Source organism: Streptomyces beijiangensis, assembly GCF_017315755.1.
GTDB lineage: Bacteria > Actinomycetota > Actinomycetes > Streptomycetales > Streptomycetaceae > Streptomyces > Streptomyces beijiangensis.
The window spans coordinates 25,549-47,056 of record NZ_JAFLRJ010000262.1 but is presented as its reverse complement, the minus strand read 5'-3'; the positions used below and the strand labels follow the sequence as shown (position 1 = coordinate 47,056).

The 21,508-nt window shown below is 72.4% G+C and carries 17 protein-coding genes; 6 read left to right on the top strand and 11 right to left on the bottom strand.

Annotated elements, in window-relative coordinates:
- Positions 1–58: 58 nt before the first annotated feature.
- Entirely contained in the window at positions 59–1,570 is a 1,512-nt protein-coding gene (gene glpK / locus J0695_RS25915; RefSeq protein ID WP_206965819.1) for a glycerol kinase GlpK, read from the top strand.
- 131 nt (positions 1,571–1,701) lie between these two features.
- Here the strand turns inward: glpK and J0695_RS25910 are convergent, their stop codons facing one another.
- Genes J0695_RS25910 through J0695_RS25895 form a run of 4 tightly spaced genes read right to left on the bottom strand, consistent with a single transcriptional unit; the run spans position 1,702 to position 5,701 of the window.
- Positions 1,702–2,307 (bottom strand): GTP-binding protein, encoded by a 606-nt coding sequence (locus J0695_RS25910; RefSeq protein WP_206965817.1) that lies wholly within the window; start codon positions 2,305–2,307, stop codon positions 1,702–1,704.
- Complete coding sequence (locus J0695_RS25905; protein ID WP_206965814.1) at positions 2,288–2,671, bottom strand: DUF742 domain-containing protein; 384 nt, start codon at positions 2,669–2,671, stop codon at positions 2,288–2,290. The genes J0695_RS25910 and J0695_RS25905 overlap by 20 nt, the downstream gene beginning before the upstream one ends.
- 10 nt (positions 2,672–2,681) lie before the next feature.
- Complete coding sequence (locus tag J0695_RS25900) at positions 2,682–3,119, bottom strand: roadblock/LC7 domain-containing protein (RefSeq protein ID WP_206965812.1); 438 nt, start codon at positions 3,117–3,119, stop codon at positions 2,682–2,684.
- Positions 3,116–5,701 carry a sensor histidine kinase gene (locus J0695_RS25895; protein WP_206965809.1) on the bottom strand — a complete coding sequence of 862 codons (2,586 nt, stop codon included), beginning with the start codon at positions 5,699–5,701 and terminating at the stop codon, positions 3,116–3,118. The genes J0695_RS25900 and J0695_RS25895 overlap by 4 nt, the downstream gene beginning before the upstream one ends.
- A 305-nt stretch (positions 5,702–6,006) precedes the next feature.
- On the opposite strand from J0695_RS25895, the gene J0695_RS25890 reads away from it, so the two are divergent.
- Positions 6,007–6,432 (top strand): hypothetical protein, encoded by a 426-nt coding sequence (locus J0695_RS25890; protein WP_206965807.1) that lies wholly within the window; start codon positions 6,007–6,009, stop codon positions 6,430–6,432.
- Here the strand turns inward: J0695_RS25890 and J0695_RS25885 are convergent.
- The 3 genes from J0695_RS25885 to J0695_RS25875 all read right to left on the bottom strand — a co-directional run bounded on the left by J0695_RS25885 (position 6,423) and on the right by J0695_RS25875 (position 13,702).
- Positions 6,423–11,114, bottom strand: coding sequence for a coiled-coil domain-containing protein (locus J0695_RS25885; protein ID WP_206965806.1), 4,692 nt, complete (start codon positions 11,112–11,114; stop codon positions 6,423–6,425). The genes J0695_RS25890 and J0695_RS25885 overlap by 10 nt on opposite strands.
- Before the next feature lie 37 nt (positions 11,115–11,151).
- Positions 11,152–12,063: a hypothetical protein gene (locus tag J0695_RS25880; protein ID WP_206965803.1), complete on the bottom strand. Its 912-nt coding sequence runs from the start codon at positions 12,061–12,063 to the stop codon at positions 11,152–11,154.
- An 85-nt stretch (positions 12,064–12,148) separates the two neighbouring features.
- Positions 12,149–13,702, bottom strand: coding sequence for a hypothetical protein (locus J0695_RS25875; protein WP_206965801.1), 1,554 nt, complete (start codon positions 13,700–13,702; stop codon positions 12,149–12,151).
- Between the two features lie 147 nt (positions 13,703–13,849).
- On the opposite strand from J0695_RS25875, the gene J0695_RS25870 reads away from it, so the two are divergent.
- The 4 genes from J0695_RS25870 to J0695_RS25855 are packed head-to-tail and all read left to right on the top strand — an operon-like array spanning position 13,850 to position 16,756.
- On the top strand, positions 13,850–14,506 hold the full coding sequence (locus tag J0695_RS25870; RefSeq protein ID WP_206965799.1) for a GntR family transcriptional regulator: 657 nt from the start codon (positions 13,850–13,852) through the stop codon (positions 14,504–14,506).
- The gene (locus tag J0695_RS25865; protein ID WP_206965797.1) at positions 14,506–15,264 is read left to right on the top strand and encodes a LamB/YcsF family protein; all 759 of its coding nucleotides are present in this window, start codon (positions 14,506–14,508) and stop codon (positions 15,262–15,264) included. Before J0695_RS25870 ends, J0695_RS25865 begins: the two co-directional genes overlap by 1 nt.
- Positions 15,265–15,272: 8 nt before the next feature.
- Positions 15,273–15,896, top strand: a complete 624-nt coding sequence (locus tag J0695_RS25860; RefSeq protein WP_206965835.1) for a 5-oxoprolinase subunit B family protein — start codon at positions 15,273–15,275, stop codon at positions 15,894–15,896.
- A complete protein-coding gene (locus J0695_RS25855; protein WP_206965796.1) occupies positions 15,893–16,756 on the top strand; it encodes a 5-oxoprolinase subunit C family protein in 864 nt (287 codons plus the stop codon). Before J0695_RS25860 ends, J0695_RS25855 begins: the two co-directional genes overlap by 4 nt.
- Here J0695_RS25855 and J0695_RS25850 read toward each other — a convergent pair whose 3' ends face one another.
- The 4 genes from J0695_RS25850 to J0695_RS25835 all read right to left on the bottom strand — a co-directional run bounded on the left by J0695_RS25850 (position 16,757) and on the right by J0695_RS25835 (position 21,419).
- Positions 16,757–17,602: an SGNH/GDSL hydrolase family protein gene (locus J0695_RS25850; RefSeq protein ID WP_206965793.1), complete on the bottom strand. Its 846-nt coding sequence runs from the start codon at positions 17,600–17,602 to the stop codon at positions 16,757–16,759.
- Positions 17,599–18,750 (bottom strand): glycosyltransferase, encoded by a 1,152-nt coding sequence (locus tag J0695_RS25845; RefSeq protein ID WP_206965792.1) that lies wholly within the window; start codon positions 18,748–18,750, stop codon positions 17,599–17,601. Before J0695_RS25845 ends, J0695_RS25850 begins: the two co-directional genes overlap by 4 nt.
- Entirely contained in the window at positions 18,747–19,889 is a 1,143-nt protein-coding gene (locus J0695_RS25840) for a glycosyltransferase family 4 protein (RefSeq protein ID WP_206965790.1), read from the bottom strand. Before J0695_RS25840 ends, J0695_RS25845 begins: the two co-directional genes overlap by 4 nt.
- A gap of 111 nt (positions 19,890–20,000) precedes the next feature.
- Entirely contained in the window at positions 20,001–21,419 is a 1,419-nt protein-coding gene (locus tag J0695_RS25835; RefSeq protein ID WP_206965788.1) for a HEAT repeat domain-containing protein, read from the bottom strand.
- Positions 21,420–21,508: the final 89 nt, after the last annotated feature.

Below are 21,508 nucleotides of genomic sequence, written 5' to 3'. Positions count from 1 at the left end.
CGCCTCACGACCGCCTTCAGGCCGACAACCGACACGTCTTCCGACCAAGGGGAGAGCAATGACGGACAAGTTCGTCGCAGCGATCGATCAGGGCACCACCTCGAGCCGATGCATCATCTTCAACCACGACGGGGCGATCGTCGCCGTCGACCAGCGCGAGCACCGCCAGATCTTCCCCAAGCCCGGCTGGGTGGAGCACGACGCCACCGAGATCTGGTCGAAGGTCCAGGCGGTCGTCGCCGGTGCGCTCGCCAAGGCAGGCCTGCGCGCCGAGCAGCTCAGCGCACTGGGCATCACCAACCAGCGCGAGACGACGGTGCTCTGGGACCGGGCGACCGGAAAGCCCGTGCACAACGCCATCGTCTGGCAGGACACCCGTACCGCCTCGCTCTGCAACGAACTCGGCGCCACGGACGGCCAGGACCGGTTCCGCGACATCACCGGGCTGCCGCTCGCCAGCTACTTCTCCGGGCCCAAGGCGGCCTGGCTGCTGGACAACGTACCCGGGCTGCGCTCGCGCGCCGAGCGCGGCGAGATCGCCTTCGGCACCATCGACTCCTGGCTGATCTGGAACCTCACCGGTGGTACGGACGGCGGGGTGCACGTCACCGACGTCACCAACGCCTCGCGCACCATGCTGATGAACCTCGAGACGCTCCAGTGGGACACCTCCATCCTCTCCGCGATGAACGTCCCCGAGGCGGTCCTCCCGGAGATCAAGTCCTCGGCGGAGGTGTACGGGACGGCCGTCGGCCAGCTCGCCGGTGTCCCGGTGGCGTCCGCGCTGGGCGACCAGCAGGCCGCGATATTCGGGCAGGCCTGCTACGACACGGGCACGGCGAAGAACACGTACGGCACGGGAAGCTTCCTGCTGCTCAACACCGGCAACCGGCCCGTTCCCTCGAAGAGCGGGCTGATCACCACCATGGGGTACAAGATCGGCGGCGAGGCGCCGGTCTACTGCCTGGAGGGGTCGATCGCGATCACCGGGGCCCTGGTGCAGTGGTTCCGCGACCAGCTCGGCATCATCCGCAACGCCGACGAGATCGAGACCCTGGCGGCGAGCGTCGAGGACAACGGCGGTGCGTACATCGTGCCCGCCTTCTCCGGCCTCTTCGCGCCCTACTGGCGTTCGGACGCGCGCGGGGTCATCACCGGCCTCACCCGCTATGTGACCAAGGGGCATCTTGCGCGCGCGGTCCTGGAGGCCACGAGCTGGCAGACGCGCGAGGTCGTGGACGCGATGTACCAGGACTCGGGCGTGCAGATCACCTCGCTCAAGGTGGACGGCGGCATGACCGCGAACCATCTCCTGATGCAGCATCAGGCGGATGTCCTCGGCGTGCCGGTGATCCGTCCGAAGGTCGCGGAGACGACGTGCCTGGGCGCCGCGTACGCGGCCGGGCTCGCCACCGGTGTCTGGTCGGACCTCGATGAGCTCAAGGCGCACTGGCAGCGCGACGTCGAGTGGACGCCGCACATGGACGGCCAGGTCCGTGAGCGTGAGTACGCCAACTGGCGCAAGGCGGTGGAGCGTTCCTTCGGCTGGCTGGACGAGGACGCCCAGTAGGTACGCCCGAACGGCGCGCCCGGTCGGTACGTACGCGCAGTCGGTACGTACGCCCAGAGCTGCGGCCCGTACCCCGGTCGGCGGGGGTACGGGCCGCATTGGCGCGCGCTCAGGAGGTGTTCGGGTGGCACTCAGGTGATGGCGTGCTCGCGGGCCTTCCCCACCTGGGCCAGCGCATGCTCGACGACCGCGATCAGTACCGCCTTGGCGGACTCGCGGTCGCGCGCGTCGCACATCATCACCGGCACATCGGGGTCCAGGTCGAGCGCCGAGCGGATCGTGTCCCCCGGGTAACGCCCCGCCCCGTCGAAGCAGTTGACGGCGACGGTGAAGGGTATGGAGCGCCGCTCGAAGTAGTCGACCGCCGCGAAGCAGTCCTCCAGGCGGCGCGTGTCGGCGAGGACGACGGCGCCGAGCGAGCCCTGCGCCAGTTCGTCCCAGAGGAACCAGAAGCGGTCCTGCCCGGGCGTACCGAAGAGATAGAGCACCAGGTCCTCGCGGAGCGTGATGCGCCCGAAGTCCATGGCTACCGTGGTGGTGTTCTTCTGCTCCACCCCCTCGACCGAGTCGACCGGACGACCGGCCTCGCTCAGTGTCTCCTCGGTGCGCAGTGGCCTGATTTCGCTCACCGCGCCCACCAGGGTCGTCTTTCCGACCCCGAACCCACCCGCGACCAGGATCTTCAGGGTGACCGGCTCGACGAGCGGCTTCCTGCGGCTAGAGCGCCCGAAGGCCATTGATTACCTCACGGAGGATGCTGACGTCCGGCAGTTCGGCCGGCGGCACGGGCTGGGTGACATGGACCAATTTGTCGTCCACGAGATCGCCGACGAGGACTCGGACCACCCCGACGGGCAGATCGAGCCCCGCCGCGAGTTCGGCGATCGACTGCGGCACGTCGCTGCAGCGCTCGACGATGTCCACATGTTCGGGCGAGAGCCGCTGGTCCCGGCCCGGGTCGTCCGCCGCATACTCCGGGACGACCAGGGCGATCAGGTCGAGCCGGTGCCTGCTCGCGCTGCTGGTACGGCCGCGCGTCATCGCGTACGGACGGACTACAGGTCCCGCGTCGTCGTCGAACCAGTGGGCCGGCTCACTCATCGCATCCCACTCACCCTCCGGCGATCAGACCGGAACGGGGCGCGGTCGCGAGGTGGGCGCCGACGCGCTTGACCATCAGCGTCATCTCGTACGCGACCAGGCCCACGTCGGAGTCGGCGTCGGAGAGCACGGCGAGACAGCTGCCGTCGCCCGCCGCCGTGACGAAGAGGAAGGCCTCGTCGAGCTCCACGACGGTCTGGCGGACCCTGCCCGCCTCGAAGTGGCGGCCCACCCCCTTGGCGAGGCTGTGGAAGCCCGAGGCGACCGCGGCCAGGTGCTCCCCGTCCTCACGGGTCAGCTCCTTGGAGGTGCCTGTGGGCAGGCCGTCACCGGAGAGCACCAGCGCCTTGCGGATGGAGCCGACTCGCTGGACGAGTTCGTCGAGAAGCCAGTTGAGCTCACCGGAGCTCCCTGTGGCGTTCTGTGCTGCGGCGTTCGATGCGGTCATCGACCGCTCCCCTCAGATGTGGTTCCTGGTGCTGTTTCGGCCGGGCTTCCGGTGATGTGCTCACCGTTCTGCTCCCTGCCGCGCTGCCAGCCGCGCTGGAGCGAGGCCATCCGGCTTCGTACTTCGTCTGCGTCGCGCTCGATGTCGTCCGCGGCGGCAGCGGGCTGCTCGCTCGCGCTCGCGTCCCTCAGCTGCGGTGCCAGGTTCGCCTGGCGTACCCGGCGGGGCAGTCCGTCCGGCGCCGCCGCTGGCTTCGGTGCCGGTTTCACCAGCAGTTTCGACGCCGGTTCAGCGGCGCGTGGTGCGGGTACGTCCACCCGGCGGCCATGGTCGGAGACCAGCGTGGGCGGCTGCGGTTTGCGGCGCCGTGGCAGCAGCGGGACGGTGGCGTCGGGCCGTGCCGACTCGCTCGCCCGGGGCACCTGGTCGGGGGTCTGCTGATGCTGTTCGCGACCGCGGAAGATCCCGCCGGGCTCACTGTCCTCGTCCCCGAAGGCCATCTTCCCGTACGCCAACGTCTCGACGGGCGGCTCCAGTTCCACCGGGCCGTCGATGAGCGGCGGCAGATCCTCCAGGCCGGGCGGGACCGGGGTGAGCGCGGCGCGCACCCTCGGCTCGCCGGCCGGGCCCGAGGACTTGCGGTCGAGGCGGAAGCCCACACCGTTGGTGTCGATGTCCGAGGCGTCGGTGAGCAGTGCGACAGGGATGAACACCACGGCGGTCGTCCCGCCGTACGGCGACTGCTGCAGGGAGACCCGGACGTTCTGGCGCTGGGCGAGGCGGCTGACCACGAAGAGGCCGAGCCGGTCGGTGTCGGAGAGCTCGAACTCGGGGGTCTCGGCGAGGCGGAGGTTGGCGTCGAGGAGTGCCTCGGCCGTCATCCCGAGTCCGCGGTCGTGAATCTCGAGGGTGAAGCCGTTGGCGACACGCTCGCCGTGCACCTGGACGGCGGTGTGCGGGGGCGAGAACACCGTGGCGTTCTCGAGGAGTTCGGCGATCAGGTGGGTGAGGTCGGCGACGGCGGGGCCGCCGACGCCGATGCGCGGGAGTCTTCGTACCTCGATGCGCTCGTAGTCCTCGACCTCGGCGACCGCCGCACGTACGACGTCCATCAGCTGGACGGGCTTGCGCCACTGCCGGGAGGGGGACGCGCCGGAGAGGATCACCAGGCCTTCGGCGTGGCGGCGCATGCGGGTGGTGAGGTGGTCGAGGCGGAAGAGGTCCGCGAGCTCCTCGGTGTCCTCGGTGCGCCGCTCCATCGTGTCCAGGAGGGTCAGCTGGCGGTGCAGCAGGACCTGGTTGCGGCGGGCGAGGTTGACGAAGACCTCGGAGACGCCGCGGCGCATGTCGGCCTGGCGTACGGCTGCTTCCACCGCGGCGCGCTGGAGGGTGTTGAGGGCCTGGCCGACCTGGCCGACTTCATCCTTTTCGTACTTCCCGTACTCAAGGCGCGGGGCCTCGGTCTCCACGTCGACCAGTTCGCCGGAGGCGAGACGGCGCATCACGCTGGGCAGGCGCACACCGGAGACCTCGTGGGCCTCCTTGCGGAGCCTGCGCAGGTCGCGGACCAGTTCGCGGCCGATGCGTACGGAGACGATCAGGGAGACCAGCAGGCCGACGATGCCCAGGGCCGCGGCGACGGCCAGCTTGACGATGACGATGACGGCTGCGGGCTTCACCCGGTCCTTGAACGCTTCGCGCGCCTCGGTGCCCATCCGGTCGAGATCGCCGAGTGCGGTCGACGCGGCTTCTTTCCAGCGTTGCGCGGGAACGGAGTCCGCCGCGCCCGCCGGGCCCGCGGCGAGAGCATTGCTCTCAGCGCTGCGCAGGGAGACCGTCCGGGGGCCCTGCCAGTACGCGGTGAAGGCGTCGCGGTCGTGCCGGGGCAGCGCGGGCAGGCTGACGGTGTAGTACACCGTGCGCGAGGTGACCAGGTCGGCGATGTCGCGCAGATCCCTGGCGTCCATGCGCCGGGCCACCAGAGCCGAGCCGAAGAGGGCGTCCTCGCGGGAGAGCGTCTCGCGCGCCCGGCTGATGCCGATGAGTGCGCGCGCCTGCTTGTCGAGCTCGGAGTTGTTGAGCGTCGGCAGGGCGAGCAGGAAGTTGAGCACCGGGTCGACCAGCCGGTTGTACTGGTCGTAGGCCTCTCGGCGGGTGACCGAGTGGTCCCCGGCGTTCTGCCGGAGGGCTCCGAGTCCCGCGAACCCGTCCAGGATGGTGCGGAGTTGGTTCGAGGCGGAATTCGACAGGTCGGAACTGCCCTCGCTGTGCTCAGCGTTGTCGCGCACATGGGCGAGGACCGAGTCGGTGGAGAGGCGCTGCTGCCGCAGGGCGGCGAGGACGTCCGAGGCCCCCGGGTCCGCGAGGTAACGAAGCGTCAGTGCCCGTTCTTCCTGGATCTCCTGTACGGAGTCGACGAGCGGGTAGCCCACATCCTCAACGACACTTCCGGTGCGCATCAGTTGAAGGGCGTCACGCCCGGTGAGAAAAACGGCGAAGGCCCAGATTGCCGTCAAAGCGACAAGTGGGACCAGCAACAACGCCACGATCTTCCTGCGGATGGACTTCCCGCGAAAGCGCATGGCCTCCCCCAGCTCAGCCCCGCACTGCGGGGTGGTATTCCGGCAACAAACGGCGTGAGCCTACTACTGCCACAGACGTAACTCGAAGGCACGTCCGGACGATTTTCGGCCAATGGCAAGGGTGTTGACCATATGCCACCGGCTCGTCACCCCATTTGCCCGGATGGATGACCGGGATTGTCCCGACCGGGGAATCTTCGGGGCGGATCGTTCGTCTTTCTGTACGAGGCATGGGGACGGCGCGTAAAACGGCGCAAGCCGGGCAGCCACTGTGGTGTCGGACTGCGCCGGGGAGTGAGGGGTCCATGAGCATCCAAGAGAACGGTGAGAGTGACACGCTGCGCCCGCTGTGGGTCGAGGAGCCCGCTGTGCGGCCGCGGTTGCCCGATCCTGTGCGTACGGCCGCGGTGCGTGCCGTGCTCATCGTGTCGCTGACCACGATCCAGGCGATGGTGGCCTTCCTGTCCACCGTCACGGGATCCTGGCTGGCCTTCCCGATGGTGGTGAGCAGTGTGGCCAGCACGGTGGTCGCGACCTGGAGCGTGCTGGACGTCTGGGTGACGCGGCAGGTGTGGAACCAGCGCAACGGAGTGGTGTCCGTGCCGAGCAGCACGGCCCGGCGGCTGCGGCGCGAGCGCCGCCAGGCGCGGCGGACTGTCCGCCAGGAGGTACGGGACGCGGAGCGGATACGCCGGCGGGGCCGCCCCAACCGGCTGTCGCCTCAGCCCTGAACCGCCGGGGAGCGCTTGAACATCCGTGTCGCGGTGATCTCGCCGTGCACGACCTCACCCTCCGGATCCTGCTGCGGCAGCCCGGGCCGCAGGTGTTCCTCCACGCTGATGTACTTCAGTCCGGCCCTGAGGTCGGCGTCGTTGCGCAGCCGGATCACCAGGGGGAACTCCGCGAGCGCCGTGGTGTCGAAGAGCCCGGTCGTGTAGAGCAGCTGGACGCCGAGGGCGTCGGAGACGGCGCGCTGGAGCTCGAGGAGATAGGTGGCGTTGGCGCGGCCGATGGGGTTGTCGAGGAAGAGCGTTCCCGCGTGCCGGTGCTTGTCGCGGCCCCGGTCGTGGGAACGCAGGGCGGCCATCGTGCAGTAGAGCGCGATGGCGGCCGTGAGCAGCTGGCCGCCGGAGAAGACGTCGCCCATCTGCCCGACCGGGACCCGCTCGGCGCGCAGCACGGCGTCCGGCTTGAGGATCTCGACGGCGATGCCCTTGGGCTCCAGGGCAGCCTGGACGCCCCGCAGCAGCAAGGACATTCCGTCCCTGCGCCCCTCCGCGTGAGTCGCTGTCGCGTTCTTCTTGAGAGCGGCCCGGGTGGCTTCGTCGATCACCTCGCCCAGGCGTTCGGTGAGCGTCGCCTGGTCCGGCTCCTCGAAGCGGATCCGGAGGAACTCCTGACCTGACCATTCGCCGAGCCCCTCGGGCAGCTGGGAGAGCCGCTGGGCGGAGCGGAGCGTGGTCAGCGCGGACTCCACCAGACCGCGCAGCCGGTCGACGATGGAGCCGCGGTTGCGCTCCAGCTGCTCCAGTTCGTCGGTGAGGACGCGCAGCCGGGGTGCGAAGGCCGCGGCCCACTTCTCGGCGTGCTCGGGCAGTGCGGAGGCGGGGAGTTCACGGATCTGCTGGCGGGCCGGGGTGCGCACCTGCTCGTAGCGGGTGGAGTTGGCGTGCCGTACGAGAATGTCGCTCGCCTCGCGCACGGCGGTCTCGGCGGCGGAGAGGTCCGCTGAGCAGCCGCGCAGTGAGCGGCGGGCCTCGGTGGCGGACCCGCGCGCCTCCTCCAGGCTGCCGGGGTAAGCCTCGGGAGCCTCCGCCCCCGCCCCCTCGTCGTCCTGGTGGTCGCGGAGCAGATCGCGCAGCAGGGCCGCGGCCTCGTCGAAGCCGCCCGCCGCGTCCTCGGAAACCCGGTGCGCGTGGAGCAGCTCGGCGTGGGCGGCGCGGGCGGTCTCCAACGCGTCGCTGCAGGCGCCCAGTTCGGTGGTGGCGGTGCGCAGCAGGGCCTGGGCGGCGTCCGCATCGGCGGGCACCTGCGCGTCGGGCAGCTCGGTGTGCGTGCCCTCGCCGTCGGCGGGGGCGAGGCGCTCGGCCTCCCCGCGCAGCCGGCCGAGCTGCTCGCTCGCGGCCGACGCACGGGTCTCCAGCATCTGGACGAGCGACTCGGCACGGGCCGCTGCCGCCTGCCGTGAGGGACCGTCGGCGCCGTCGGTGGATTCGAGGAGCTGGGCGGCGCGGGTGCGGACCTTGTTGGACAGCCGGTCGAGCTCGGTGAGCGCGGAACTCTCGTCGCTCTCGGCCCTGGCCTGTTCGGCACGGAGGTCGGCGCCCACGCCGACCTTCTCGTACAGCTGGGACGCGGCGCGGTAGGCCTCGCGCAGTGTCGGCAGGGCCGTGCGCGGGGCGCCGGGCTCCAGGTCGGGGATGGTCTCGGGCGCACCGGCGATCTCGGCACGCTCCGCGCGCAGGGCGCGGGCCGTGCGGTGAGCGTCGTCGGCGGTGCGCTGGGCGGTCCTGCGGTCCTCGTCCGCGGCCCTGGCCCGGTCCAGGCAGGTGCTCGCGCGCGCCTCGGACTCGGCTGCCTCGTCGGCCAGTTCGCGGAGCTTCGCCTGCCAGCCGGCGCGCTCGCGCAGCCGGAAGGCGAGTCCTGCGAGGACATCGGCCACCCGCCGGGCGCGCTGTGCGGCGTCCTGGCGGTCGTCCCGTACACGCGCGGCGTCGGCGGCGGCCTCGTCGGCCTCTGCCCGTACCGTACGAGCCGCGGCGAGTGCCGCTTCGGCGGTCTCGGCCACCTCCCGTGCGGCCCTGGCCGCCCCCGCGAGCTCGGTGAGCATCCCGGGCGGGCAGTCCGCGCGCCAGGAACCGAGCCTGGCCGCGAGCGTGCGGTCCCCCGCGAGCCGGGCGGCGAGGCCGCGGATCTCCTCGTCGCGGCCGGCCGTACGGGTCCGGAGCGCCTGGCGCTCCTCGTCGGCGGCGTGTTCGTCGTGCATGGCCGGATTCGGCGGTACGAGGAAGACCTCGCCGTCGGAGCCGGTCCCCTGGCCGGGGACGGGTGCGAGCAGCGCGGCGGCCGTACCGACGGCGACGGCCGAACGGGGCAGCAGGGCAGCACCGGTGAGCGCTTCGCGTGCCCGGGCGTGGGCGGCGGGGTCGGTGATCACCACACCGTCGACCAGTTCGGGCCGGGCGGCGAGGACGGCGGCGTGGTCCGCCGGGTCGACGGCCTGGGCGAGGTAGCGCCACCCCGGCAGCGCGGGAATGCCGTGCTCGCCGAGGTACTCGACGGCGGCCAGCACATCGGGGCCTGCCGGCAGCAGCCCGCCGTCGCCGAGCGCGCCGAGGATCCGGGCGTCGTCGGCGGCGGCCGTCCGCAGTTCGAAGAGTTTCCGTTCGGCGGCGGCCACGCCCTGGTCGAGCAGTTCCCGCAGCTCGTCGGCGCTGCGGTCCAGCTCCTCCGCGGTGAACGGCCGGGAATCCTGGGCGGAGTCGACGGCCGCGCCCTGGCCGGGGGCGTGCCCGGCACCGGTCTCGCCGGAGTGGCGCGGCTGCGGCAGCCCGGCGGCGGCCTTCACGGCCGGAAGGCTGAGGAGTTCCGTCAGCCGGTCGTCCAGCGCGATGGACTCCGCCGTACGGCGCTCGGCCTCGTACGCGTGCTCCGCTGCCGACGCCGCGTCCGCGGCCCGGGCGGCCGCGAGCTCGGTGCGGCTCTCCTCGCCGGCCGCCTCCTTGGCCCGGTCGCCTGTCGTACGGGCTGCCTCGCGCGCCACGTCCCAAGCGGCGACCGCCGTCTTCTCGGCGTCGCTCGCCGCCAGTGCGGCCCGCGCGGGGTCGGCGTCGGGCGCGGTGTCGTCGAGCCATCCCGCCCGTACGGCCTCGGCGGTCTCCTGCTCGACCTCGGCGAGCCGCTCGCGCAGATGCCCGGCCTCGCTGCGGGCACGCTGCGCCTCGGTGGCCGCCGCGGTGGCGTCGCGGTGTGCGGCCTCGCCCGTCTCCTGGAGTACGGCGGAGCGCTCCTCCTGCTCGTTCGCGACACGTTCGCCGCCTTCGGCTGCCGTGTGCAGGGCCCGTACGAGCTCCGCGGCTGCCGTGGCACGTGCGGCCAGTGCCGGTGCCGCGTCACGCTCCGCCTCGCGGATCGCGACGGCGACCCTGGCCGAGCGGTCGGCTGCCGCGCGATGGCGCAATACGGCCTCGGCGGCCTGCCACGCGGAGTGCAGCGTGCGGGCGTCGGCCATCTCCTTGCGCTGTGCCGCCGCCGACTTCTCGGCGACGGTGAGCGCCAGCGAGGCATGCCGGTAGGCGAGTTCGGCGGCGATCAGTGAGCAGCGGCTGCGGACGGACTCGGCCTCGGTGACCGTGTGCGCGGCAGCGGTGACCTGCTGGGCGAGCTCGGCCGTACGCCCGCGCTCCTCGTCGGCGCGGGCCGAGAGCCTGCGTGCGAGGGTGCGCGTACGCCGCTCGGCGCCCGCGTGGATGTCGCGGTTCCGCGCGCGGGCCGCGGTGGCTTCGACGATCCGGCCGAGCAGGTCGGCCGAGCCCGCGGTGAAGTCGCGCTCCGCGGTGAGTTCGGCGCGGCGGCCGAGCTTGTTGCCGAAGCCTCCGACCAGGTCGGCGAGGCCGTCGGTGTCGCGGGTGTCGGTGACGGCGCGCAGCAGCAGGTCGGTGAAGTCGGAGTCCTTCTTGACCGCGAAGAGACCGGCGGCCTCGCCCTCGTCGGCGTTCATCTCCCGCTGGTAGCGGAAGAGTTCGGGGTCGAGGCCGAGATCGCCCAGGTGCTCGTTCCAGCGGTCGTGGATCTCTTCCCAGTGCACGTCGAGGTGCGGGTACGCCTTTCCGGACTCGGTGATCGCGTCGCGGAAGCCCTTCATGGTGCGGCGGCGACCGCGTGCGCCCGAGACGCCTTCCACCGGCGGCCGTACGGCGGTGGACTCCGCGACCGGCAGCGAGTCGAGGCTCAGCCCGGGGCCCGGCCGGAAGGAGTACCAGCCCTCGGCGAACTTCCGCGGGTCGTTGGAGACCTGACGCCCCCGCCACTCGCTCGCCTTGCCGACGACGACCGTCTCGCCGGTGAGCGTGTGCTGCCACTCCAGCGCGACGTGCCCGCAGTCGTCGGCGAGCAGGAACTTGCGCAGCACGCCGGAGCTGGCGCCGCCGAGCGTATTGCGGTGGCCGGGCAGCATCACCGAGAAGATCAGCTTCAGCAGTACGGACTTGCCGCCGCCGTTCTCCAGGAAGAGCACCCCGGCCGGGGCGGGCCGGCGCGGTGGCCCGACCGGTTCGTCGGCGAAGAACTCCGCCTGCGCCGGCGCCGGGTTGGGCACGGGCGCGCCGACTCCGCGCAGGTCGAGGACGGTGTCGGCGTAGCGCGCACCGGCAGGACCAATGGAGTAGAGACGGACCCGGGACAACTCGTACATGGCGGCGGACTCTCGTCGATCTCTGGAAGGGGAGGGGTCAGGAGTGGAAGGGGAGACCGGCGTCGGCGGCCAGTTCGAGGTCTTCTGGGTCGGACGGCATCACCAGCGTGGCGGTGCCGTCGGTCACCGGGACCACCCCCAGTTCGAGGAGTTCGGCCATGGCGGCGGTGCCTGCCATGTCGCGGACCTGGAGCTGGTAGCGGGCGGTGGTGCGGTACGCGCCTCCGGCGTCGTCGCCGGTGCGCTGCAGGAAGCCGGAGTCGGTGAGGAAGGCGACGGCCTTGCCGACGATGCCGGTGGTGGATCCGGCGAGGCGCCGCGCGTCCTTGGTGGCGCCGGTCGCGCTGCGCCGGGCGTAGATCCGCCAGGCGGCTTCGAGGCCGGGGGTCCCGGTGGCCGGGTCGGTGTTCTCGCCCAGTTCCTCGGCCCGCTCCTCAAGACGCCGGCAGGCCTCGCGCACGAAGGCGTCGACACCGTTGACGGTGATGCGGCCGATGTAGCCGTCGTCGGCGAGGTCCTCGGGGCGGGGGAAGGACATGGCAGCGACCGCCAGATGCGCGAGTCCGTGCAGGAAGCGGTCGGCGGAGTCCGCGGCCGTACGGCGGGCGTAGTCGCCCATCCGGACGGCGAACACCGAGTCCTCGCCCGCCGTCACGGCCATCCCGGCGCGGGTAGAGACCTCCAGGACGACCAGGCCCAGCCCGGTCGCGACCGCGTCGGCGAGGCGCGCGAAGGCGGTCTCCTCGCGGTATCTGCGCAGCAGCCCGGCGTACTCCGCGTCACGCGCGGGCAGCAGTTTGGGCTGCAGCCCGAAGGCGACGAGCCGTGCCGCGTCGGCGGCATCGGCCGGCGTCACGGCGGCGGGCGGCGCGGTGAACCGGTCGGCCTCGCCCGTGTCCGGGGTGGCCGACTCGCTCCACGCGGTGTGCTCGGCGTGGGTCTCGCTCACGGCTGCGGCTCCTCGGTCATGTCCGTACTGTCCGTACTGTCTGCACTATCTGCACTGTCCGTACCGGTGTCTGCGTGCTCAAGGCTCATACGGCCTCCGTCCGGCCCGCGGCCATGGAGACCGTGTCGAGGAGTGCCGTGCCCACGATCAGGTCGGCCCCGCCGAACTCGGGGTCGTCGAGCTCGGTCCCGTCGTCCACCGCGAACAACAGCCGCTGCTCGCCCTGCCGGTAGGCGGTGCCGACCGGCGGGCTGGCCGCATGGATCGACAGCAGGGCGACCAGATACGGCAGTTCGGGATCGCGTCGGCGCGCCTCGGCGAGCAGCCCGGAGAGTCTGCGCGGTGCGTCGTGCTCCAGGTCGAGCAGTTCCATGGCGCTCGCGAGCTGCTCCTCGCTGAACCGGCTGTCGTCGGGTGTGGCGATGAGATCGGGCTCGGGCATCTCGGCGCCCAGGTGCTCGCGCTCCGCAGGCGGGGTCAGCAAGATGTCCACCAGATCGCCCAGCCGTACGGATACGGGCGTGCGCAGTCCGGTGCCGTGCGCGAAGAACGCGTCCGTGACCCGGCGCGCCTTTTCCACGGGCAACGGCAGCACGGGCGCGACGAGCTGTCCGTAGAGGTCGAGACCGACGGTCGAGGTGGGTGCCGCGAAAGCCTGCCGGTCCTGCTCGGCGCGGAAGAGCGGTCCCGCTTCGAGGAGGCGGGACTGCAGCTGCGTATGCCTGCGGATGCAGTCCTTGACGATGTCGACGAGCTCGGCCGCCCGCCGTTTGTGCTCCGCCGTCTTCGGATCGAAGCCCGTCTCGGCCTCGTCCCTCGCCTTGCGGATGTTGGTCAGGATCGCGTTCTCGTGGCGGTAGCGGTCGGCGATGTGGTCGAGCGCCTCGTCGATCATGTCGGGCACGGCGTTGAGCCAGTCGACCGCGCGCACATTGCGCCGGGTCGCCTCCAGGGTCCTGCGGAGCGTCTCGGCGTACTGCACGGTGCGGTATCTGGCCTGCTCGGCGGCGAGCTGGGCATCGGCGAGACGCCCCCGGTTGATCAGCACTTCGAGCTTGACCTCGGCGGCGATCTGGGCGCTGGTCACATCGGTGTCGAGCGCGCCGACGAGCACATTGACAGCCTCGTCCGTGGTGCGCAGATAGACGGTGCCGCCGTGACCCGGTACCTCCTCGACGAGCTTGAAGTCGTAATCACGCCGGATGTACGCGCCGTCGGGCCCGAAGGTGCCGTAGACCGCGCGGAAGCCGCGGTCGACGCTCCCCACGTTGATCAGGTTCTCCAGCACCCAGCGGGCGACCCGCTCATGCTCGGCGGCCGGGCGCCGGGGGGCCTGGGCCGCGACGCGCGGCAGCAGCCTGGCGATTATCTGGTCGTGGTCGGCCCCGGTGTCGAAGTCCATGTTGAGCGTGACCAGGTCGATGGCGGCGAGCGCGACCTCCGCCATCGCGTAGACCGTGTACTCACCGGCCAGATTGGCCTTGCGTACGTCCAGGTCGTGCAGTGGCGCGGTGCACGCGAGCGCACGAAGGCGCCGCGCGAGCCCTTCGTCGGCGGCCGGGCCCAGTGCGGGCCGCGGCGCCGCGCTGAGCTGGGGCGGAACGAATTCCGTCGAGGCAGTCGAGGCAGGCGATGTCACGACGGACAGATTAGGTCCTCGCACTGACAACGGTCGAAACGGCGCGGATGGGGCAGCTCACTCGAAAGATTCAGCACGTGGCGGAGCGGGCCCGCCACGACCCGGCTAAGCTTTTGTTGAACAATCCCTCGGCGTCCCGGAGGCCTCATGGCGAGCACCGCGCAGCGCACTGCCGACCTCCTGCGCCGGCGCATCACGCAGGGCGCCCTGGCCCCGGGAACACGGCTCTCGGAAGAGGCACTGGGCGAGGCGATGGGCGTCTCGCGCAACACCCTGCGCGAGGCGTTCCGGCTGCTGGCCCACGACCGTCTCGTCGCCCATGAGCCGAATCGCGGCGTTTTCGTACGAAGGCTCGAAGTGGCCGACATCACCGACATCTACGCCGTACGGACCACCCTGGAGTCGGCGGGGGTACGGGCCTCGGCGACGGCCCCCGCCGGGCAGCTGCGCGCCGTGGCCGAGGCGGTGGAGGCCGGCGAGGCGGCCGCGGACGCCGCCGACTGGGGCCAAGTCGGCACCGCCGACCTCCGCTTCCACCAGGCGCTCGGCGCCCTGTCGTGCAGCTCGCGCATCGACACGTACCTGGCCGGGCTGCTCGCGGAACAGCGCCTCGCCTTCGCCACCATGCCGTCGCAACGCCTCTTTCACGAGCCGTTCCTGCGCCGCAACAGGACCATCGCCGACCTGCTGACCGCGGGCCGCACGACCGCTGCGGAGGACGCGCTGCACCGCTATCTCGAGGACGCCTGCCGGACGGTCCTCGACGCACTCCAGCTCCAGCTCCAACTCCAGGAGGGGCCCTGATGACCACAATTGACCTCAATGCCGACCTGGGCGAGGGATTCGGCCGCTGGACGCTCACCGACGACGAGGCGCTGCTCACGGTGGTGACCAGCGCCAACGTCGCCTGCGGCTTCCACGCGGGCGACCCGTCCACGATGCGCCGCGTCTGCGAGCTGGCCGCCGCGCGTGGCGTGCGGATCGGCGCGCAGGTGTCGTACCGGGACCTGGCGGGCTTCGGGCGGCGCGCCATGGACGTTCCGGCGGCCGAGCTGTCCGACGAAGTGGCTTACCAGATCGGCGCGTTGGAGGTCTTCGCGCGCGCCGCCGGATCGCGGGTCGCGTACGTCAAACCGCACGGCGCGCTCTACAACCGCACGGTCCACGACGCGGAGCAGGCGGGCGCCGTCGTCGAGGGCGTGCGGATCTCGGGCGGCGGGCTGCCGGTGCTCGGCCTGCCCGGATCGCACCTGCTGGACGCCGTCAGGAAGGCGGGACTTGAGCCCATCGAGGAAGCCTTCGCCGACCGGGCGTACACCGCCGTCGGAACCCTCGTACCGCGCGGCGAGCCGGGTGCGGTGGTCGACGACGGCGACGCGGTCGTCGCCCGCGCCCTGGCCATGGCATGCGACCGCTCGGTCGTCGCGATCACCGGCGAGCGGCTCCCCGTCCACGCGAAGTCCCTGTGCCTGCACGGCGACACTCCCGGAGCGGCCGCTCTCGCCCGGCGCGTACGCGATGAACTCATCGCCTCCGGCGTGAAGTTGGAACCCTTCGCATGAGCATCGGCATGAGGGCCCTGCCCATGGGCGAGCACGCCCTGCTGATCGAGCTCGGCTCCGCGCAGGACGTCGAGGCGCTCCACGCCGAGCTGCTGCGCCGCCGGGACGCCGGCACGCTCCCCGCCGTACGGGACATCGTCCCTGCGGCCAGGACCGTGCTCATCGACGGTCTCGACCGCCCACGCGACTTCGCCGAGCAGGTGATCCACTGGACCGTCCCGCCGCTCGCCGCCGAGGAGGGGCCCGAGATCACGGTCCCGGTCCGTTACGACGGCCCCGACCTGGCCGAGGTCGCCTCCCGCTGGCAGGTCGACCCCGCCGACGTCCCCCGTATCGTCGCCGACACCCCCTTCCGGGTCGCCTTCTGCGGATTCGCCCCGGGCTTCGGCTATCTGACGGGCCTCCCGGCCCGCTTCCAGCTGCCCCGCCGCGCCACCCCGCGCACCGCCGTCCCCGCCGGATCACTCGCCCTCGCAGGGGAGTTCGCGGGTGTCTACCCCCGGTCTTCGCCCGGCGGCTGGCAGTTGATCGGCTCCACGGACGCGGTGCTGTGGGACCCGGCCCGCGAGCCCGCGGCACTGTTCGAGCCCGGCACCCGCGTCCGCTTCACCCCTGTCGGGGCGGCGCGATGAGCCTCGATGTCGTACGCCCGGGGGCCCTGACCACCGTCCAGGACCTCGGCCGTCCCGGCCACGCCCACCTGGGCGTCCCGCGCTCCGGCGCCCTCGATCCGTACGCGCACCGCCTCGCCAATCTCCTCACCGGCAACCCTCCGGAGGCGGCGACGCTGGAGACCACTGTCGACGGCACCGCCCTGCGGGCCGTCACCGCTGTCACGGTCGCCGTCACCGGTGCTCCCTGCCCGGTGCGGATCGACGGCCGCCCGGCGGCCTGGGGCGCCGCCGTCCGTGTGCCCGCCGGTTCGGTGCTCGACGTGGGCCGTGCCGTCTCGGGGGTACGGAGTTATGTCGCCGTCCGCGGCGGCATCGACGCGGAGCCCGTCCTCGGCAGCCGCGCCACGGACCTGCTCTCCGGTCTCGGGCCCGCACCGCTCAGCGCCGGCCTGACGCTCCGCATCGGCGCACCGCGCGCGCACTCCACCGGAGCGGACGCGCTCCCGACCACCGCGCCCCCGGCCGAACTGGTGCTCCCGCTGCGTCTTGGCCCGCGCGACGGCTGGTTCTCCGCCGAGGCCGTGCAGGGCCTGGCCCGTGCCCGCTACCGGGTCTCCTCCGCGAGCAACCGCATCGGCCTGCGCACGGAAGGCCCACCCCTGCACCGCACAACGCATACCGAACTCCCCAGCGAGGGAATGGTGCTGGGCGCCGTCCAGGTCCCGCCCGACGGACTGCCCGTCGTCTTCCTCGCCGACCATCCGGTGACCGGGGGCTATCCCGTGCTCGGGGTGGTCCCCGAAGCGCACCTCGCAGCGGCGGCCCAGGCCGTGCCGGGCACCCCGGTGATCTTCCGCCCCCTGCACCAACGCACCTGATCAGACCGCCTTGGTCACCGGCAGCGCCGACAAGGCCGAGGCCACGGCATGCGCGGTGCCCAGGTCGAGCCCCAGGCTGGTGCCGCGCGCCCGGTGCCGTATCTCCTCCGCCGTCAGCCGCATCAGCTGCGGCAGCAGATCGGTGCAGCGGCGCGCCAGCCACCCCGTCCCCGCCGTGGCCAGCCACAGCAGGCTCGCGGACCTGGTGGGTTCCGGCCGCTCGGGTTCCGATGCCGGTACGTCCCCCAACTCCAGCCCCTTCTCGGCGAGTCGCGCATGGAACCGGACCGCCAGCATCCGGTGCCCGCGCTCCCCCGGGTGCAGCCGGTCCGCGCTCCACATCGTCCGGTCGCTCACCCACTCCCCGTCGGCGGCGTGCAGATGCACCGCGCCGTACCGCCGCGAGAGCTCGTGCACCACCGCGTTCACGGCGTGCTGCCGCCTGGCCAACGGCCGCCCCAGCACGCCCGGCAGGCCCAGCATGGTCCCCGGATCGGGCAGACAGGCGGTCATCACCAGGGCCCCGCGGGCGGCGAACTCCGCGCACACGAGGTCGATCCTGGCCGCCACCTCATGGATGTCGAAGGTGCACCGCAGGGTGTCGTTCACCCCCACCACCACGGCCACCAGATCGGGCCGGAACGCGAGTGCGGCAGGCAGCTGCTTCGTCACGACGTCGTCGCTCTGTGCCCCGCTCTTGGCGAAGTTACGGAATTCCACCGGGACTTCGCCCGGCGCGAGCCCGCCGGCGAGCAGCGCCGCCCAGCCGCGCCAGCCGCCCTCCACCGGGTCGCCGACCCCTTCGGTGAGCGAGTCGCCGAGCGCCGCGAACCGGAGCACCTTCATACCGCTTCCCCCGTACGGACCCGTACCGCCGCCTCGTGAGCCGCCAGGAAGGCGTCCACCGATCCCTGCCACCCGAAGAGCCCTGCCCGCGCCCGCGCCGCCCTGCGGCGCTCTCCCTCGTTCCTGCGCAGCAGTTCCTGTACCGCGTCGGCGAAGCCCCGTCCGGTGTCCGCGGCGGCCACGCCCGCGTCCCCCACCACCTCGGGAAGCGCCGACGACGCGCTGACGACGACAGGTGTCCCGCAGGCCAGCGCCTCCAGCGCGGAGAGCCCGAAGGTCTCGGCGGGCCCCGGCGCCAGGGCGATGTCCGCTGCGGCCTGCAGATCCGCCAGTTCCTCCCGGCCGGCCACATGCCCCAGGAACGACACGGGCAGCCGCTCTACGCGGGCCCTGCGCTCCAGGGACCGCCGCAGCGGGCCTTCCCCGGCCACCACGAGCGTGGCCCGCACACCGCGCCCGCGCAGCGCGGCCAGAGCGTCCAGTGCGGTGCCGGGACGCTTCTCGACCGAGAGCCGCGAGCAGAGGACGAGCAGCACCGCGCCGCCGCGCACATGCCGGGCCCGCAGCACCGTGCTGCGCCGCCCCGGCCGCCACTGCGCCAGGTCGACGCCAAGGGGCGCCCGCAGGACATTGCGCGCTCCGATCCGTACGAACTCGCGCTCCGCCCACTCCGTCGTACAGACGATGCGCGAATAGGCCCACGCACTGCGGCGGTTGAGCCGGTCGGCGGCTCCCGCCGCAAAGCCCGGCGGCACGCCCCAGGTCCGCAGCACTCCGTCGGCGGTCTCATGCGAGACCATCACCGAGGGCACGCGGTTGCGGCGCGCCCATTCGCCCGTCCAGCGCAGTGTCGTACGGTCCGAGACCTCGATCCGGTCGGGCGCGAGGCCTTCGAGCACTGCCCGCACCCGTTGCCGGTCGGCGAGCACCCGGTAGCCGCCGGTCCCTGGCAGTTCGGGCCCCGGCAGGGTGATCACCCGTCCCTGCGCGGTGAGCCGATCGCTTCCGTACGCACCCGGGATCACCAGCACCGGCTCGTGCCCCGCCGCCAGATACCCCTTGCCCAGCTCGGTCAGCGCGGTGCGCAGCCCTCCCGACGCGGGGGTGACGAAGTTCGCCAGCCGTACGATCCTCAGCGGCCCGCTCATGCCGCCACCGCCGAACGCGCGGCCAGCACTTCGGTGTAGTAGCCGAGCAGCGCGTCCCCGACGGCCGCCCAGCTCCGGCCCTCGACCGCCGCCCTGCCCGCCCTTCCGTACGCCTCCCGGAGCCCGGGGTCGCCGGAGAGCGCCCAGACAGCGGTCCGCAGGGCTTCGGCGTCCCGTGGCGGCACCAGCAGTCCGGTCCTGCCGTGCTCGACGAGGTCCATCGGCCCGCCTGCGGCCGGAGCGATGACGGGCACTCCGCTCGCCATCGCCTCCTGCACGGTCTGGCAGAAGGTCTCGTACGGTCCGGTGTGCGCGAAGACGTCCAGCGAGGCGAAGATCCGGGCGAGTTCGTCCCCCGTCCTGCGCCCGAGGAAGACGGCGCCCGGCAGCGCGGCCCGCAGCGACGGCTCGCTCGGTCCGTCGCCGACGACCACGAGCCGTACGTCCGCGAGTCCACAGACACCGCTCAGCAGTTCCACGTGCTTCTCGGGGGCCAGGCGCCCCACGTAGCCCACCAGGAGCTCCCCGCGCGGCGCGAGTTCCCGCCGCAGCGCCTCATCGCGCCGCCAGGGTCCGAAGCGCGTGGCGTCGACGCCACGGGGCCACAGCCGGACCCGTGGGATGCCGTGCGCCGCCAGGTCCCGCAGGGCTGCCGTCGAAGGGGCGAGGGTCAGGTCGGCGGCGCTGTGCACGGCACGCAGGCGCCGCCAGGCGGTGGTTTCCCCGGCGCCCATGTACGTACGGGCATAGCCGGCCAGGTCGGTCTGATAGACGGCGACGGCCGGGATCCGCAGCCGGGCCGCGGCGGCCATTCCGCGCACGCCCAGGACGAACGGACTCGCCAGGTGGACGACTTCGGCCCGGTGCGCGGCCAGTGCCGCGGTGAGCCGGCGGCTCGGCAGCGCGAGGCGCACCTGCGGGTATCCGGGGAGCGGCACGGACGGCACCCGTACGACAGGACAGGGGGCGTCGGCTTCAGCGTCTGCTTCAGCGGCGGCTTCCGCGGCCGGGGCCGCCGCCGGGGCTATGACGAGCGGTTCATGACCGCGCGCGGCGAGGTGTGCGGCGGTCTGCAGGGCGCAGTGGGCCACACCGTTGACATCGGGAGGGAAGGATTCGGTGACGATGACGACACGCATATGGGTGTTGTCGCCGCGCCCGGGGTGCCTGGGCCAACGTGGATCTTTCCACGCGCCGAACGTCCCATGAGCTTTTGCGCTCTCTCCCGGTCAACTTCGTTCAGAAAGCACTCACAGGGCACTGCCTTCGGGTGAGATCCGGCTGCGTACAGCGGTCTGCACCTCGGCTTCCTCGGCCGGATCGGCGGCGAGCCGCCGCAGCCGGTCCACCACGCGTACATCACCGGTCTCGGCATGGTGCGCGGCCACTTCCCTGGTCGTCTCCTCGCAGTCCCACAGGCACTCGACGGCGAAGCCGGCGCCGAAGGACGGGTCGGTGGAGGCGAGGGCACGGGCCGCATTGCCCCGCAGGTGCGAGGAGGCGGTCTCCCGGTACACATGGCGCAGTACGGGCGCGGCACAGGCGATCCCGAGCCGCCCGGCGCCGTCGACGAGCGTCCACAGCAGGGGTGCGTCCGGACCGTCGGCCCGTACGGTCTCCCGCAGCGCGCCGAGCACCAGCAGGGCGTCCTGCGCCCCGCCCCGGCAGGCCAGCACCCCTGCGGCGGAGCCGCCGAGTGCATCGGGCCTGTGGACCCAGCCGCGCGCCCGGTCCACGGCGTCCTCGCCGCACATCCGCTCGAAGGCGGCCACGGCGGCCTCGGCGACGGTACGGGACCCGGTGTTGACCGCGCCTTCGATCAGGTCCAGTACGACGGGGTCCCGTGACTCGGCGAGATAGTGCAGCGCCGCGCCGCGCGCCCCGTCCGTGCCACTGCGTGCGGCCTCGACGATGGCGGGCCTGTCCTCGGGCCCCGCGACGGCTGTCAGACAGCGCGCAGCGGGCAGATGCAGCTCGGCGCCGCGGTCGAGACCCTGCTGCGCCCACTCGAAGACGGCCTGCACGCTCCAGCCGGGCCGAGGCCCCGTCGGTCGCATCTGCCGCTGCCATCGGTCGAAGGAGCCCTGCTCCTGCGCGGCGCGCACACGTTCGCCGACCGACTGACGCGGGTCCTGTGCCCAGAGCCGCCAGGGGCGGGGCTCGAAGGCGTCCCGTACGGCCGCGGCGAGTTCCGCCTCGCCCTCGGGAGTACGGGGGAATCTGCCCAGCACCGGGGCGGCCAGTGACCGCAGCCCCGTGTCGTCGTCGCGCAGGGCGAGTTCATCGAGGGCCCAGGCCCAGTTGGCGCCGGTCGCCGCGTACCGCCGCAGCAGCCCCAGGGCGTCGCTCCTGCCGTACGAGGCGAGGTGCCCGAGCACAGCGAGCGCGAGCCCGGTCCTGGTCTCCTCGCCGTCGATGACGTCGTCGGCGCCGAAGAGGTGCTGCTGGATCTCTTCGAGTCCGCCGTCGAGGTCCAGGTACAGGCGGGCGTAGTAGAGAGAACGGTTCTCGACCTGCCAGTCGTGGCGGGGATCACTCACGACGCAGTGGTTCAGCGCTGCCAGCGCTTCGGGGCGTGGCGCCGCGAGCGCGTGCAGCGTGCCGTCACCACGGCCCCTCTGAAGGAGACCGAGCAGGGTGCCGCTCGGCGCTATGACTGGATCAAACATGGAAGAAGCCTCACATCAAGCTGTCGACGCAACCGGAAATCGTGGATTACCTGGCCGCGCGACAACATGCTCGGCTGCCCGCCGTCTCT